General features: G+C 66.8%; 14 protein-coding genes. 2 read left to right on the top strand and 12 right to left on the bottom strand.

Annotated features, from left to right (window positions below; genetic code table 11):
- Positions 1-120 precede the first annotated feature (120 nt).
- Positions 121-324, top strand: a complete 204-nt coding sequence (locus ACSQ4M_RS26955) for a hypothetical protein (RefSeq protein WP_436192466.1) — start codon at positions 121-123, stop codon at positions 322-324.
- Positions 325-575: 251 nt separating this feature from the next.
- On the opposite strand, the gene ACSQ4M_RS26960 is transcribed toward ACSQ4M_RS26955, so the two are convergent.
- Positions 576-986, bottom strand: a complete 411-nt coding sequence (locus ACSQ4M_RS26960) for a hypothetical protein (RefSeq protein ID WP_436192467.1) — start codon at positions 984-986, stop codon at positions 576-578.
- Positions 987-1,539: 553 nt separating this feature from the next.
- On the opposite strand from ACSQ4M_RS26960, the gene ACSQ4M_RS26965 reads away from it, so the two are divergent.
- Complete coding sequence (locus tag ACSQ4M_RS26965) at positions 1,540-1,941, top strand: hypothetical protein (protein ID WP_436192468.1); 402 nt, start codon at positions 1,540-1,542, stop codon at positions 1,939-1,941.
- A 12-nt stretch (positions 1,942-1,953) separates the two neighbouring features.
- Here the strand turns inward: ACSQ4M_RS26965 and ACSQ4M_RS26970 are convergent, their stop codons facing one another.
- From ACSQ4M_RS26970 to ACSQ4M_RS27020, 11 genes are all read right to left on the bottom strand, one after another.
- Positions 1,954-2,142 carry a hypothetical protein gene (locus ACSQ4M_RS26970; RefSeq protein WP_436192469.1) on the bottom strand — a complete coding sequence of 63 codons (189 nt, stop codon included), beginning with the start codon at positions 2,140-2,142 and terminating at the stop codon, positions 1,954-1,956.
- A complete protein-coding gene (locus ACSQ4M_RS26975; RefSeq protein ID WP_436192470.1) occupies positions 2,139-2,432 on the bottom strand; it encodes a hypothetical protein in 294 nt (97 codons plus the stop codon). The genes ACSQ4M_RS26970 and ACSQ4M_RS26975 overlap by 4 nt, the downstream gene beginning before the upstream one ends.
- 102 nt (positions 2,433-2,534) lie before the next feature.
- Positions 2,535-2,924 (bottom strand): hypothetical protein, encoded by a 390-nt coding sequence (locus ACSQ4M_RS26980; RefSeq protein ID WP_436192471.1) that lies wholly within the window; start codon positions 2,922-2,924, stop codon positions 2,535-2,537.
- Between the two features lie 67 nt (positions 2,925-2,991).
- Complete coding sequence (locus tag ACSQ4M_RS26985; protein WP_436192472.1) at positions 2,992-3,588, bottom strand: glycoside hydrolase family protein; 597 nt, start codon at positions 3,586-3,588, stop codon at positions 2,992-2,994.
- Positions 3,585-3,911 carry a holin gene (locus tag ACSQ4M_RS26990; protein ID WP_436192473.1) on the bottom strand — a complete coding sequence of 109 codons (327 nt, stop codon included), beginning with the start codon at positions 3,909-3,911 and terminating at the stop codon, positions 3,585-3,587. Before ACSQ4M_RS26990 ends, ACSQ4M_RS26985 begins: the two co-directional genes overlap by 4 nt.
- A gap of 67 nt (positions 3,912-3,978) precedes the next feature.
- A complete protein-coding gene (locus ACSQ4M_RS26995) occupies positions 3,979-4,479 on the bottom strand; it encodes a hypothetical protein (protein ID WP_436192474.1) in 501 nt (166 codons plus the stop codon).
- Positions 4,476-10,361 (bottom strand): TipJ family phage tail tip protein, encoded by a 5,886-nt coding sequence (gene gpJ / locus ACSQ4M_RS27000; RefSeq protein WP_436192475.1) that lies wholly within the window; start codon positions 10,359-10,361, stop codon positions 4,476-4,478. The genes ACSQ4M_RS26995 and gpJ overlap by 4 nt, the downstream gene beginning before the upstream one ends.
- Complete coding sequence (locus tag ACSQ4M_RS27005; protein ID WP_436192476.1) at positions 10,352-10,747, bottom strand: hypothetical protein; 396 nt, start codon at positions 10,745-10,747, stop codon at positions 10,352-10,354. Before ACSQ4M_RS27005 ends, gpJ begins: the two co-directional genes overlap by 10 nt.
- A gap of 1 nt (position 10,748) precedes the next feature.
- Positions 10,749-11,210, bottom strand: coding sequence for a DUF1833 family protein (locus ACSQ4M_RS27010; RefSeq protein ID WP_436192477.1), 462 nt, complete (start codon positions 11,208-11,210; stop codon positions 10,749-10,751).
- Complete coding sequence (locus ACSQ4M_RS27015; RefSeq protein ID WP_436192478.1) at positions 11,207-11,563, bottom strand: hypothetical protein; 357 nt, start codon at positions 11,561-11,563, stop codon at positions 11,207-11,209. Before ACSQ4M_RS27015 ends, ACSQ4M_RS27010 begins: the two co-directional genes overlap by 4 nt.
- Positions 11,563-14,010 carry a phage tail length tape measure family protein gene (locus tag ACSQ4M_RS27020; protein WP_436192479.1) on the bottom strand — a complete coding sequence of 816 codons (2,448 nt, stop codon included), beginning with the start codon at positions 14,008-14,010 and terminating at the stop codon, positions 11,563-11,565. The genes ACSQ4M_RS27015 and ACSQ4M_RS27020 overlap by 1 nt, the downstream gene beginning before the upstream one ends.
- Positions 14,011-14,024 lie beyond the last annotated feature (14 nt).

Raw genomic sequence — 14,024 nt, forward strand, 5'->3', positions numbered from 1 at the left:
GGGCAAAGACGCCCCCGTCTGAGCAGTTCTGGCAGTTACGAGCCAAGTCATCACCGGCCAACACGAATGTCGTGACATAGATCACTGATCCGACAAGCATCGGTGTTTACCCTTGGAGCCATGAAGCAGATCAGGATAACGAGCCATGTCGAGCGCCCGCCCAGCAAGGGGCAGCAGTTCGTCTGCGAATGGATGGAAGCCTCGCTGATGAACCGCTGGCTTCTGAAGATCAGGCTTGCCGAGGCGCTGGCGGCCCACGGCGAGGGTAGCCACTGGGTAGAGACTCGAGACAAAGAACAGGCGCGGGAATCCGTGGCCGCGTAAGACCGGCGAGGCGGCGCCAAAGGCTGGCCTGCGCGCGCTCCATGGCCTTCGCAGGGTGCACCCCAGCCCTAAAGAGACGGTCCTGCGGGCTGCGTGCGGCACATAGCGGCGAACGCATGGCATACGACTGCGGTGCGAGCATCGTGCCAGTAGGTTGACCCTGTATTGCGGCCGGCGTCAGACCCCTGCGCAATGGACCAGGCCGGCCAGGCTGGAACGCCCAGAAGTCTTGGCCAGCCTGGCTGCTCAAACTACTTGGCAGGCGCTGTGGACTTCATCTCGCCGACGCCACCCTTCTTGTCGGCCTTTTCGCCATCCGCTTCGGGCGAGGGTGTGGGAGCAGCCTTGCGGTCTCCGGTCGATGCGCGGCCCGTCGTGTCAGCCGACCCGGTCGCCGGCTTGCGTTCTGCCGGCACGCGGGCCTTCTCGCCCGTCGTTTCCGTTGTGGGGGCAGGTGCCATGCCGCCGGACGGGGCTGCACCGCTCTTGCCCGAAGCGCTGCTTCCGGCCATGTCGGGCCGCGGGCCTGCAGGTGCAGTGCCCTTTTCTCCATTGGCTTGAGCAGACGGAGCAGGCATGCCTGTCGTGTTGCTCTGCGCGAATGCAGCCATGCTTGCGGCTTGTGCGATCACGATGCCCGTTGCCAAAAGAAGCTTCTTCATTTCATGTCCTTCAAAGGTGATCCGCTGCGCCGAGTAGCGCTGCCTGGAACACCTTCAGGCTAAGAAGCTGGCTGGGGCGAAGCGGTAGGACAGAAGGCAGTTGGAACGCAAGCGGCCGATCATCATGCATGTCCCCCCACCAAGGTGACTCCCATCGAGCCCAACAAGGCGACGGCCGGATGGAACACACCCGACCGTCTGACCATGGCATGCCCGTTTCTTAGGAGATGCATGCCGTGGCTGAGGAAATTATCTGGATCCGCTCAGCGATGCATATCCCATGATCACGGGATGTTCGCGATTCGTTCGAGATGATGCTTCCTACAGAGTCTACCGAGCTGGGATGACGGCGCAGAAGCTGTGTTCTGAAAAAACTTGCGTGTCGTATCAGCAAGCATTCGAACACTTCTCATGAGCTGCAACATCTCAATCAGAGCCTGGGTTTTCGACCACGCCATCAGGACCGCACAAAGCAGGTCCACCACCCAACGAAGCAACGGGGGGCGGTGAAACAGTGCACGCAGATCTAGTACGCGATCTCACCCTCCGCAAGTTGCCCGCCCTCTTCGACGACCCTTCCATCATCGAGAAGATCCGCGAACTGCACACGGCTGGTTCGGTCGTTGCCACCCTCCCGGGACTTGGCGAATCCCCGCAATGTGCTGCCGTAATGGCTGTTGCTCCCACGGTGCGCGCCGCAGAGGAGGCCAAGAGCCTGACCCGGGCACACTTCGTTGGCGGCCCCAAGCACGGCGAACACCTCGACCTGCAGGAACTGGCACCCGTCATTGGTTTTCCGCCGCGCCTGGCAGGTCGTGGCCGTGTGCTCTATCACTTGAAGCGCGGCAGGCACTTCGGCAAGTCTTGGGTGATGTACGTTTTCGAAGGGACACCAGACCGAATGCTGCAACTGGCTGCCGAGCGACTGGATCGAGACGGCATCCGTAGCAACTAGGGCGAGGCAGTCTCACCAGATCCCAGGCAACAGCTGGCGAATCAGCTGCGCGCCGGCCTCAGGCGGGATCAGCATGGCCTGCCGGCCGCAGACGTAGGCAGTGACGCCCCAAGCGAAGACCGTCAGCAGCACCAGCAGCACCATGGGCACGACGCGGCCCAGCGCCACCCTCAGGCGGCGGCGAAAGCGGCGGCGCGTCATAGCGCCCCCATCCCCGTATCGTGCTCCTTGGGCCTGTCGTGCCGACTTGATTCGATCAGCTCGACGCCGATGCTCAGCAGCAAGTCGCGCAGATTCAGCCAGTCTCGCTTCGTGATCTTGCCCCGCGATTCGTCGTTGGTGGCCGCACTCAGGAATGCGCGCTTGCCGCCGTCCATCAACTGGATGTGGATGCTGCTGGCAAACTTGTTCCTCTGCTCGTAGCTGTCGCCGGGCAGATAGCGCCGGGCTGTCATGGACGTGATCTCCAGGTGCCAGGTCATCGCGGCCATGCCTCCACCAGGCCGGCGCGCTTGGCCCGCTCGCATCCGTAGGCCCTGATCCACTCGACCGACCACATGGCCAATTCCTGGGCGCTGGTGCCCTCGGCAAGGTCAGCCGGCGTTGCGCAAGGCATCGTCAGCACCACAGGCGGCGGGTCGATCTTCGCGGGCACAACGCGCGGCGTCGTTGAGCAGGCGGACAGCATCAGCAGGGACAGGGCAGGCAGCCAGCGGTTCGGTGACAAGTTCGATCTCCTTGATGGTCTTGGTGATGAAGCGGTCCCGGTAGACCGTCTGAGTGACGACGCGCTGCTCGACCTCGGCGGCCCTGCTCCTGTTGGACTCGCGCTGCAGTTCGGTCGCCTGCTCGCCGGCCAGCTGGTACTCGGCCAGGGCCTGGCGCGCCTGCGCGGTCTGCGCGCGCTGGTGCAGCAGCAGGCCGGCCAGCACCAGGGCGGCGATCCCGAGAACAGCGATCGCGGGGTTTCGGATGTCGGGCATCAGCCCCACCAGATCCACAGCGGCGCCCGCGCGCGGCGGCCGAGCGCCGACAGCCAGCGCGGCACCCTCATGGCGCCAGCAGGCCGGCCGAGAAGTGGCCGTCCCTGCCCCACTCCGCGCACAGCTCGCGCGTGGTGTCGCGGCGGTCCACCAGGCCTGGCAACCGAGTCCGTTGGCCGGAGACCGTGCCGTACACCCAGCGAGGCATCTGCGCGCACGCGCCGGCCAGGTCGCCAGCGTTCGCCAGGCGCTGGATCGTGGTGCCGTCCAGGGCGCCCGCGCCCAGGTTGAACACCATGTCGATGAACGATGCGCGCACCCAGGCGTTGTACGTGTCCCAGTACCGGAGCCGGGCCTTGGCCTGCTTCTCCGCGTCCCGGTAGCGTGGCAGTTCCAGGCGCTTGCAGTCCTCGCGCGTGTACGTCCGACCGGCCACGACATCCGGCCCGGTGATGCCGTTGCAAACGGTCAGGGGCTGCCCGCGGCCCAGCCGGTCCACGTACGGCGTGCCGATGTGCCGGCCGCTGCTTTCGAAGTGCGCGCCCAGTTCCATGGCGAGCAGGACCTCGGCGCTGGGCTGCTGGCTGGCGACGTAGGCGGTGCCGCTGGCCAGGGCCACACTGGCGGCCACGGCCAGCAGCCTGTTGCGCAGCACCGCGTTCAATCGTCCTCTCCCAGCGGCAGCAGGTCGGTATCTGTGCGGTGTCCGCCGAGGATGCGCTGCATGCGTGCGGTGTGCTCGCGCTTGGCGCGGCGGCGGGCGTCCCACTTGAACCAAGCATTTAGCGCGAAGCCTGCAACGGCGACGACGAAGCCGGCCCAGCCCAACAGGTCACTCGACAACGCCGTACCGCCGACGAGGGATACACCGGCACCGGTGTACATACCCTTGGACGCGGCGGCTGCAGCGGCCACCTCGGCCTCCGCGCTGCGCGGAGCAAGGAGAGCCAGGACCGCAGCAGCAGCGGCCGACAACTTCTTCTTCATGGGAGCCTTTCGGGCAAAAGAAAAGCCGCCTCGGTGGGCGGCTTGGATGGGGAGATCGGTGCGCGAGCTACGGGAGATCGAGCGCCGGCATCATGGCCAGCGCTTCGGCATCGGTCGGGAACGACGCGGCGCCGGCTTCGACCTGCGCGAGGTGCGCGTAAGCCTGCGTCCAGACTGCTGAGCGCCAGGCGAAGAAGGCGTCGGCCTGGGCTGAGAACACCGGGTTCGGGTCGCCGCGGTAGGTGATGGCGGTCTTCAGGTCGTCGTAGCCAATCGCCTGCGCCGCGATGTCCATGGTCCGCTGCAGCAAGTCGGTCAGATGCTTGCGCATCTCTACGGCCGACAGGGCCGGAGCGACCCAGCCGGGCGCCTCAACGTCGAGCACGTGCCGATCCGACGGTGCCGGGCCGAAATCCAGCACCGCCCCGTCGATGTACAGGCACTGTGCAGGGTCGTACCGGCGATCCACAAACTTGAGCGTGCCGCCCAGCATGGGCCGCTGATCCTCGCCGCTGACATAGGTCTGCAAGATCCGCCGGCCGGAGAACTCGATCCAGTAATGGCTCATCGCTGGCCGCCTTCCAGGGTGATGGTTGAGCCGTGAACGATCGAGGAAGCATCCAGCCGCCGAACGGAATACACGTTCCAACCGGCGATCGGACTCGGGTCGATGGCATCGATCGGGATGCTTTGCCGCAGGATCAAGGTATTTGCGTTTGAAACGGACACCGTCACCAAGCTCAACACCTCGCCAGTGGAGTCTTTGTAGATCCCCAGCGTGGACGATGGGCCGTTGTTGTCTGAGTACGACTGCATGGTCAGGTTGACCACGCCGCGGATGACCACGCCAGAGCTGCCCGCCGCCATCGTGACCCCCTGCGCGACAAGGTACGTCGAGCTGGTGGCCCCGCCCTGGGCGAATCGCTTGGTGGTCACCGCCCCACCGGCGATGTTCAGGGTCGAGACGGCGTTGATCGTGTCGGCCGTGAAGGCCCCGCGCAGCAGCAGCTGGCCCGTGTTGATGTTGTAGCGCAGGAAGTTGCCTGCGCCTGCGTCATCGCCGACGTAGAAGCCGCTGTTTGGGCTGAGCTCGACGCGACGGCCGGCGCTGAGCATGTACAGCGACTTGCCGTCCAGGTCGATGGTCATCCGCCCGTCGGCCGACACCATGCGGCCGTACACGACCAGGCCCAGGTCGCGAGACAGCGCGCCCAGGCTGGATGTCCGGATGCCGGACTCGTCTATGAGCGTGCCAACGCCGGCCGCCGCGTACTCGGACAATGCCGTCTGATAGGCGCCGGCAGCGGCCAACATCGGCTGCGTCAACCATGCGTAGCTGTTGCCACCACCTGGATGGGTCGGAAACTTGCGCAGGAAGAAGCGGCACGATGCCGAGGAGGCCGGGCACGTCACGAAGCCGCCGAGGCGCTTGTAGCCCGACAGCGCTACGCCGCCCCCGTGGGTGGCCGCGTTCATTTCCGACGCATTCCACTCCCCGAGGTAGGTGCCCCCCGCATCGTAGAAAGCCACCATGACGTAGGCCGTGCAACGGTGCGCCGCGGTGTACCCGGAGAACTGGTAGCGCTTGCCACCCTCCACCGGGATGGACTCGGTGTACCACTGGGCCACCAGATTGGCGCCAGCGTTCACCTCATTGGGCTGGTGGATGCACAGGGCGTGCCCCCCTGCTGGGCGCCAATTCGCATCTGGATAGTCCAGGGCGAGCACGCACGCCGTACCGATGTTGCCGTTGTCGGCAAACCATCCGCTGTCGGTCACCAGCACCGAGTTGGGGATCAAGTTGGCACTGACGCCGAAGGCGGCCTTGTCAGCCGTCAGCGATCCGGTCTTGACGTGCCGCCCCTCGATCTCGTCGCCCCGGATGTGGGTGCCGCGGATCTGGTCGGCGCCGACCATTCGCGCCATCACAGTGCCGTCGATGAACATGTTGCCGTTCAGACCGAACGACGGCACGCCATTGATCAGGCCGGCCACGAACCCATACTTCACTTCGCCGGTGGCCTGGTATGCCCAGGCGAACTTGTGGCTGAGCACCACAAAGTCCGACGTGGCACCGTCGGTGCCCAGGCGGATGCCAGCGACCAGGTTGCCGGCCTGCACGCTCACGGTGTAGCTGGCTGCCACCTTGCCATCGAGCGTGGCGAGCGCCTGCGAGGTCGTGGCCACGCTGGCGCCCAGCACCAGCGCGCTCGCGCTGCGCTTGCGCACATCGGGCTCGGCCACCCACATCACCTGCCCTGCAGGTGCCACATCGCCGATGGCGAAGTGCCCGGCGAACGCCACCGCTCCAGCCGGCAGCGTCAGGGCCCCCGACAACACCTGCCAGCCGCCCGTTGCTCCGCTGTAGGACCGTGTCGTGAGGGAACCCGGGATCAAGGCATTGGCCGCATCGACCGCGAACACTTGCACGTGCACGGCACTGGACTGCGCGCCGGTCGGCGCCCACACGCTGACAGAGAAGTCCACGACCTCGCCGGGCCGAGCCTCGGCCAGCGTGGCAGCGCCGGCACCGAAGCGCATGTTGTGACCCGACCAGACGCCCGCCGCGGTGCTCTTGGTGAGCCGTAGCACACGGGCAGATGGGGCCCCAGACGGCACACCTGCGCCGCCGCGCGCGAAGTAGTCGGCCGCGATCGTCGGATCGGCGGCGTACCGCCAGCCGGCCGGATCGAAGGTCGGGTTCGTCAGCAGGTTGGCGCTGCTCGCGCTGGTGATGTTCGCCACCACCTGCTGGCGCGCCTGGGCCTCCGCGGCGATCTCGCTGGACAGAGCTTCCGCCTCGTCCTGCACCGCCGCATTGATGGCCTGCTGCTGCGCCGTCGTCACGGTCGTGGCCAGCAGGTCCACGCGCTCGGTCTGGACCTGCAGGCCGTCCTCGGTGGCCTCGATCCGGGTTGCCTGCTCCTGCAGCTGCACCGCGTGCGCGGCCACGGCCTCGCCGAGTGTGTCGTAGTCGCCGATCTTCTGCCACCAAGTGGGCGACGTGTCCGGCGCGTGGCCCACGTTGCCGTCCTGCAACGAGCGGAACAGGCCGCCGTCGTGCTTGACGATGCCGCCCTCGCTGTAGGTGGCGTCCACAACCCACTCGGCCGCGCCGGCAATGTCTGCCAGCTGCGCGTTGATCACCCCGATGTCGGCCGTGTTCGCGCCGATGGCCAGGACCGCCTCGTCCAGCCCCTCCTCCAGCTCGGCGATCGCCTCGCCGATGTCCGGCAGCGTCGTGATCTCCACGTAGCCCGGCGCCGACCGGTTGCCGCCCATGTCGATGGCCGTCACCCAGTGCATGTACACGCCCGCCGACGGCGTGCTGTAGATGTAGCCCAGCGCGTCGGTCGTAGTGCGCACGTCGGCGTCGGCATAGATCGGACCGACCCGCACTTCGTAGTGGCGCAGCGGCTGCGTGCCGGCCGAGTTGGTCCAGTACAGCTCGGCCTGCAACCCGAAGGCCTTTCCCGTCACGATCGGCTGGCTCGGCGCCTCGATCAGCAATGCGGTGGTCACCGGCACGGACTCGTCGCCCGCGCTGTTGACGTGCGACGCGAAGAAGACGTGGGTCCCGGCCTGCAGCCAGCCCAGGTTCACGCTGTCGGTGCGGCCCTCGAATGCCGGCGTCGCGGTCTCCCAGGTCGCGCCGGCCAGGCCCCTGCGGATCCGCGTGGTGGCGTAGTCCACGGCGTCGATGCCTTGGGGCGCGCTCCAGCGCAGCACGATGCCGTTCGTCTCCACGAACGCGGCCAGGCCCACCACCTCGCCGACCACCACGTTCGGGTCCACGAAGATGATGGACGCGACCGTGCCCATGCGGCCCAGGCCATCGAAGGGGCGCACCTCGACGGACCAGGTCTGATCCGATGGCACGCGCCAGGCCAGCCGCGTGCCGTAGACGTTGCTGTCGATCAGCACCAGCGGCTGGCCCACGGGCCCTGCCCACACCTGGGCGTGGTCGTAGTTGCCGGTCACGTCCCAGGTGGCCGACAGCTCGTGCTCCCAGCCGGCCCCCACCTTCACGCGCGATCGCGTGATCTGCAGGTCACTCGCGACCGGCAGGTTCGCCGTCAGCGACGAGCCGTTCGGCGCCGGGACATAGTTCCCGTTGATCACGTAGTCCCAGAACTCGGGGCCTTCGGGCACGCAGGAGATGCGCGCGCCCTTCAGATCCGCCTCGGGCTCCATGCTGACCACGCGCACCCGGTAGCCCGGCGTCGGCTTGAAGTCGTAGCACCAGAGCGTATCGTGCGCCGGATCGTCCTCAGTCGCGCCGGGCAGCGCCAGACCTGCGGGCCAGGGATCGGACAGCGTCACCTGGTCCGACGCCGCCGACAGCACCTCGACCTGGAACACCCGGTAGTCGCGGTAGCCCGGCAGCCGAACGCCGATGTAGGCCTGCGGCGTGGCCGGCACCGCCTCGTCCAGCTGCAGCACTACCTTGCCGGCCACCGTCGTCGCGGACATCAGGCGCCCGCCGTAGCCCCATTGCGTCAGGTCGTGGCTGATGGACAGCAGCGACAGGCGCCGGTAGTCCAGGTGCTCGATGTCGGCCGTGTAGCCGATGGTCTTGAACTGATACAGGCTTTGGGCGAGGTGATAGCGCGCCATGATGGCCGCGTGCGCCTCGCTGGTGACGCCTTCGCCGGTGATGCGGGCCGGGTTGAGCATCGTCGTGACGCCCGGCGCCGACACGCGCAGCGTCTGCGTCTCCCAGTTGCGGTCGCGGTCCAGGTACTGGTACTCGATGCCGTCCGCGGCGTTGCTCAGGCTGTAGGAGACCTCGAAGGAAGCCTTCAGCATGGTGGCCATGTTCGCCACGCCGGACAGCGGCTGTCCGCTGGACACGAACACCGCCGTTGGCCGGCTGCCGTCCGTCCAGCTGAACTCGCCCATGCCGGCCAGCGCCACCTCCTGGCAGAACTGCCCGAGCGACATGGCATCGGTCACCCACTTGTCGTAGGTGTAGCCGTTGGCCGTGCAGTGGAGCATGAAGGCCTTCAGGCCCTCGATGTCGATCTGCTCATCGGGCAGGCCGAAGCCGAACTGCAGTTCGCCGTTGGCATAGACGCCGCGCATGGTCTGCAGCAGGATGGCGCCAGGGTTCGACAGCCCGTTCTCGCGCGTCGTCGCCGTGGCCCACGCCGAGCCGTTCCAGATCGGCATGGGCCGGGCACGGTAGGTCGCGCGCACGGTGTCCAGGCTGCCGGAGATCTGGCCCGTGGCCTTGATCTTGATCCCGATGCGGCCCCAGTCGCTGTAGTCGGTCGGGTCGGGCTGGATGGTCCGCAGGACGTTCCATCCGATCTTGCATTGGTCCTTGCCTTCGCCCTCGTCCCAGGTCGGGGCGCCCAGGCGCACGCGGACCTCGTACTGGCCCTGTGCCACCTGGAGGGTGAAGGTCCGGCGCATGATGTCCGCCGTCGCGTTGGTCAGGGTCTCTGTCAGCGCTGGCAGCCAGTCCGATGCGCCCACCAGCCGCTGCTCAACATAGACCGTCACGTTGTTGACCAGCGTGTTGCCCTTGGGCCCGATGTCGTACAGCTGGCCCTCGAAGTCGAACTGCAGCGCGATGGCATCGGGTGAGCTGGTGCGCACGACCCAGGCCCCGTCGTTCTCCAGCTCGGCGCCCGTGATGACATCGGCGTTGCTGTACAGCGGGATGTCCTCGCTGGGCATGCCCGGGAACCCGCTGTAGAACACGGTCACATCGCTGTAGCCGCTGAGGGGCGAGTCGCCCACGGTCAGCCCCGATGCGCTGTGCACGTTGACCCCGCCAAGTAGGATCAGGCTCAGGTACTGCTCGTCCCCTTCGAACCAGGTGTAGGCCGCGCTCGCGGCATCCGGGGTGACGCGCATTTCGCCCCACAGCGTCGGGATCGGCTGGTACGGCCGCACGCTGTTGCGCTGCCCGCTCAGGCTGTAGATGGCGCGCGCAGCGGCCGAGCCCGACGCGCTTGGCACCTTGGGCGCCAGTACCTTGTTGATGAGCGCAGACCCGGCGATGACCACGCCAGCCTGAATCGCGGCCAGCGTAGCGCCCGCAGACGCCGCCACGAAGGTGCCGCCGACGGCGCCGTAGATGCCCGCCGCGATGCCGGCCGAGAAGAACGTCAGCACCGCGATGGCGATCAGGGCCACCACCTGCTTGCCGACCGAGGCGCGGCAGGCGATCAGCATGCCGTGCTTGGGGAACGTCCGAGCCCACATGGCCTGCGGCACCGTCGCCCCGGCGATGCTCACGGTCCATGCACCCGAGCGGATGCCGGGCACGTGCCGCTCCATGAACGCCGCGAGGCTCTCGCCCGGCTGCAGATCCGCCGGCACGTTGCGCTGGCCGTCCAGGGTCGCGAAGTTCGGCGTGATGACCAGGCGGCCGGATGCGTCCAGCAACTCGGCCGGCACGCCCCCAACTGCGGCCAACTCGGCGCGATTCAGTTCCATCGAAAGTACCCCATGACCGTCAGGCCCATGGCCGACAGGTCTTTGATCTTGTGCAGCGAACTGCCGCCCTGCATCCATGCCGCGGTGTGCAGCACGTAGGGCGTGTGGTTCAGAAAGAAGTACGTGCCGACGTGGCCGGCCGTGGTCTTGCCACCCTCGCGCATGAGAACCACGTCACCGTCACGGGGCTCGGCCACCTCGTGCCCCAGCTCGGAGCAGTACAGGGCGATCGCGGCGTCTTGCGCGTTGGACTCCAGCGGCCGAAGCCGCTTGCCGGCCAGCGCGACCTCGCGCCCGAACAGCTCACGCTGCACGAGCATCACGAGGTCGCCGCAGTCCATCCTCCGAGGGCAATACGGAATGCCGATGAATCGGTCGGTGTGCACGTTAGAAGATGCCGGGCAAGGTGAAGGGGTTGGCGATCTGCTTGCAGGCCGCCTGGCGCATCAGCTCATCCACGCTGGCCGTCGCGCTGGCGCTGCTGCCTGTGATCACCACGCCCGTGAGCGGCATCCAGAAGACGTGCTCATGTACGTCCGGCGTGTCGCGCGCAACGATGATCAGCCGGGCCATCGTGGTGGTGCCGGGCAGCAGCCGCTCCAGCTCGGTGCTGATGTCCCGCCCGACGTTGTCCATCACCAGCTGCATGCGCGGGGCCTGGCCGCTCACGTCATCGGGCAACGAGAACCCGAACGGCAGCGCGATGTAGGTGACGCCCTTGCTGGTGAAGTCCTGCACGTCGTTGCAGATGTGCATGGGGCCGGTGAAGCTGGGGTTGGTGACTTCCAGAAGCTCGACGTGGCCGACCGTGTTGGTCAGCCGCTGATTGCGTTCGCGGAACTGGGTCATCGCAGGTACTGCAAGGTGACATCGCGCTTGGCCAGCGCGTAGCCCGACGTGACGGGAACCAGCTTGCCGATGTTTCCGCCCTTGAAACGCACGCTCAGCAGCTGATTCGTGCGGGGGTTGAGCCAGTCGAAGAAGCCGATGCGCTTGATGGTCTGGAAGTACCAGGTGTCGAAGCTGATCGTGTCCTGCTGCTCGTAGAACATCATCGAGGCCGGGACCTCTACAACCACGCGGCTCTGCCCCACGCGCATCTTGGCCAGGCCTCGCTCCATTTCGGAGACCACGACGCCAGGGTCGAATTCCTCGCCAGCACCCTCCAGCAGGATGCAGACATAGTCCGGAAGTGCTGCCATTACGCCCCCTTGAGGACCGGATACCGGCCAGTCAGAGCGCGCGACACACTCCCGGAACCTCCGGCAATTTCGCCCGCGATCTCATCCTTGATCGCCTTCTTGATCGTGACGATCAGGTCCATACCGCCATTGGCGTTCGGCCGCTTCTCGGCGGTCACCGCCGCGCCGGCCTGGTTGTAGATGTTCACGTCGCCGAAGCTCCCGCGCGCGGTCGGAGCGAATGCCGCGCTGCTCGACCCGCCCACCCCGCCGCCTGCGTGGCTGCGCCCGCTGCGGATGGTTGACACCAGCTGCGCGAAGCCTGCTGGTCCGCCGATCTTTGCCATGTCGACCTGGTTCAGGACGCCCTCGCCCTTGTGGACAATGCCGGCCGGCTGGTACTTGCCGCCGGCACCGGTGTAGCCGCCATCAGCCCAGCCACCGCCAAACCAGCTCATGACCCCGGTCAGCAACGATCCGAAGAGGCCGCCGCCACCGGATCCTCCAGAACCGCCTGACCCCTTGGCACCGAACAGTGAGTTCACGAGCTGCTGTCCGAGCTGCTTGCTGATCAGGTTGTTGAACTCGTTGAACACCGACTTGCCGAAGTCCTTCACCGCGTCCTTGGCGCTCTTGGACCGGTCCGCCAGGTCTGCGAACAGTCCGGAGAACGAGCCCTCGAAGGTAGAACGCAGCTTGTCGTTCAGCGGGTCGATGGAGGCGTTGAGTTCCTCCATCTGCAGCTTGACTCGGCCGAAGGCCTGCTGCTGCTCCGGCGTGAGAAGGCCGAGCGCCTGCAGCCGCGTGAACTTGTCGATCTCCTGCTGCAGCAACGCGATGCGCTCGCGCCGCGCGGCCCCGGTGCGCTGCAGCGCCTCCATCTCAGTGATGGTGCCCGCCTCGCGGTCGATGGCGATACGCCGCTCGGCGTCGCTCAGGTCGCCCTGGATCAGCGAGAACTGCTGCGTGAGTTGGTTCAGCTGCGCTTGCGCGATCGCCGATTCCTTCAGCTTCGCGAGGGTGTCGAGGCCCTCCTGGTTGCCGTTGGCTTGGAACAGCTTCTTCAGCCCCTCGTTCGCCTTGTCGAAGTTCAGCGCCGCGGCCTCTGCGGTCTGGCCGCGCAGCTCCATCAGCCGCACGCTCACGTCCTGCAGCGAGTCGGCCAGATCCTTGGCGGCCTGCTTCTGCTTCTCGTCCAGCTCGATGGCAGCCAGGCCGGCGTCCTGCTGCACCTTGGCGCGCTTGGCGACCAGCTCCGCGATCTTGCCCTCGGCGTCGGCCCGGTCGGTCTTCTTGTCGGCCGCGTTGCGGTACTTCTCCAGCGCGGCAATCTGCGCGTCGTAGGCTTTGACCTGGCCGGCAGTCGCCTCCTCCAGGATGGCTCGCTGCGCGCCGTAGAAGCCCTGCACCGACAGCAGGCCCTGGCCGTTGTACAGGTCGAGCATGCGGTTGCGGTCGGCCATCAGGCCGGTTTGCTCCTGTACCAAACGTTCGAACTCCTTGAGTTCGTTGCCCAGCAGGTTCTTGGTCGCGTCGTCTCCCTTGACGGCGATCCGACCCGGCTTCGGCCGGTCCTTGGCCGGCTCGGTGCCGGGCGTGGGCGCCCTATTGGCATCCGCCACGAGCCCCGCGCGCGTCTTGCGCAGCTTCTCCAGCTCCGCCGTGGTCTCGGCCACGTAGGCCGTGTATTCCTTGAAGCCCTCGGCCCGCGGGTCCGTGGTCTTCAGCGCGCGCTGCGCCGTTGCCAAGCCGATCTCCAGGGACGAGATCTGTTCGTTCAGCTGCTCGATGGGATCGGCCGAGCCGTGCGCCAACTTGGCCAGCGCCTCGCCGACGAAGCGACTGAAATTGATGACGTGCGTGGTCGCCGAAGCCAGGAACGAGATCACCGACGCCAGCCCGGCAGTCAGCGCCGCGAAGGCCTGCTTGGTCTCCGACGAGTTCATCTGCTTCGTCAGGTCCTGGATGGACTCGGTCGCCCCTTGCAAACTCCCGTCATCGCCCGTCATCAGGCTGTTCAGGCTGTTCTGCAGCTCGGAGATCGCGCCGCCAAAGGTGTTGCGCGCGGCCTCCGCGGCGCCGCCGTACGACGACTTGAGCGCGTCCAGGATGATCTTCTGCGCCTCGGCCGTGCGGCCGGTGTCCTGCAGCTTCTTGACGAGCTTTTCCTGCTCCTCGGTGAAGCGGAAGCCCTGCTTGGACAGCGCCGTCAGGCCCTCGGCCGGCACGTCCAGCGCCTTGCCGACGGTCTCGGCGGCCTGCTCCACGGTCATGCCCATGCGGGCGGCCATGTCCACAGCGGCCTGCAGCGCTTCGGGGAACTCGTTGCCGACGACGTTGGTGTAGGACAGCAGGCGCGTCTGCGCGCGGTTGATGTCCCCATCGCTGAAGACGCCCGCCATGGCCGAGGCCATCTCGTTGAGCTCGTCGGCGGAGTAGCCCGCAGCCTCCTTCGTGCTCTTGAGCACAGCAACCAGCTGGG

It is taken from the genome of Pseudorhodoferax sp. LjRoot39 (assembly GCF_964253035.1).
Classification (GTDB): domain Bacteria; phylum Pseudomonadota; class Gammaproteobacteria; order Burkholderiales; family Burkholderiaceae_C; genus Pseudorhodoferax.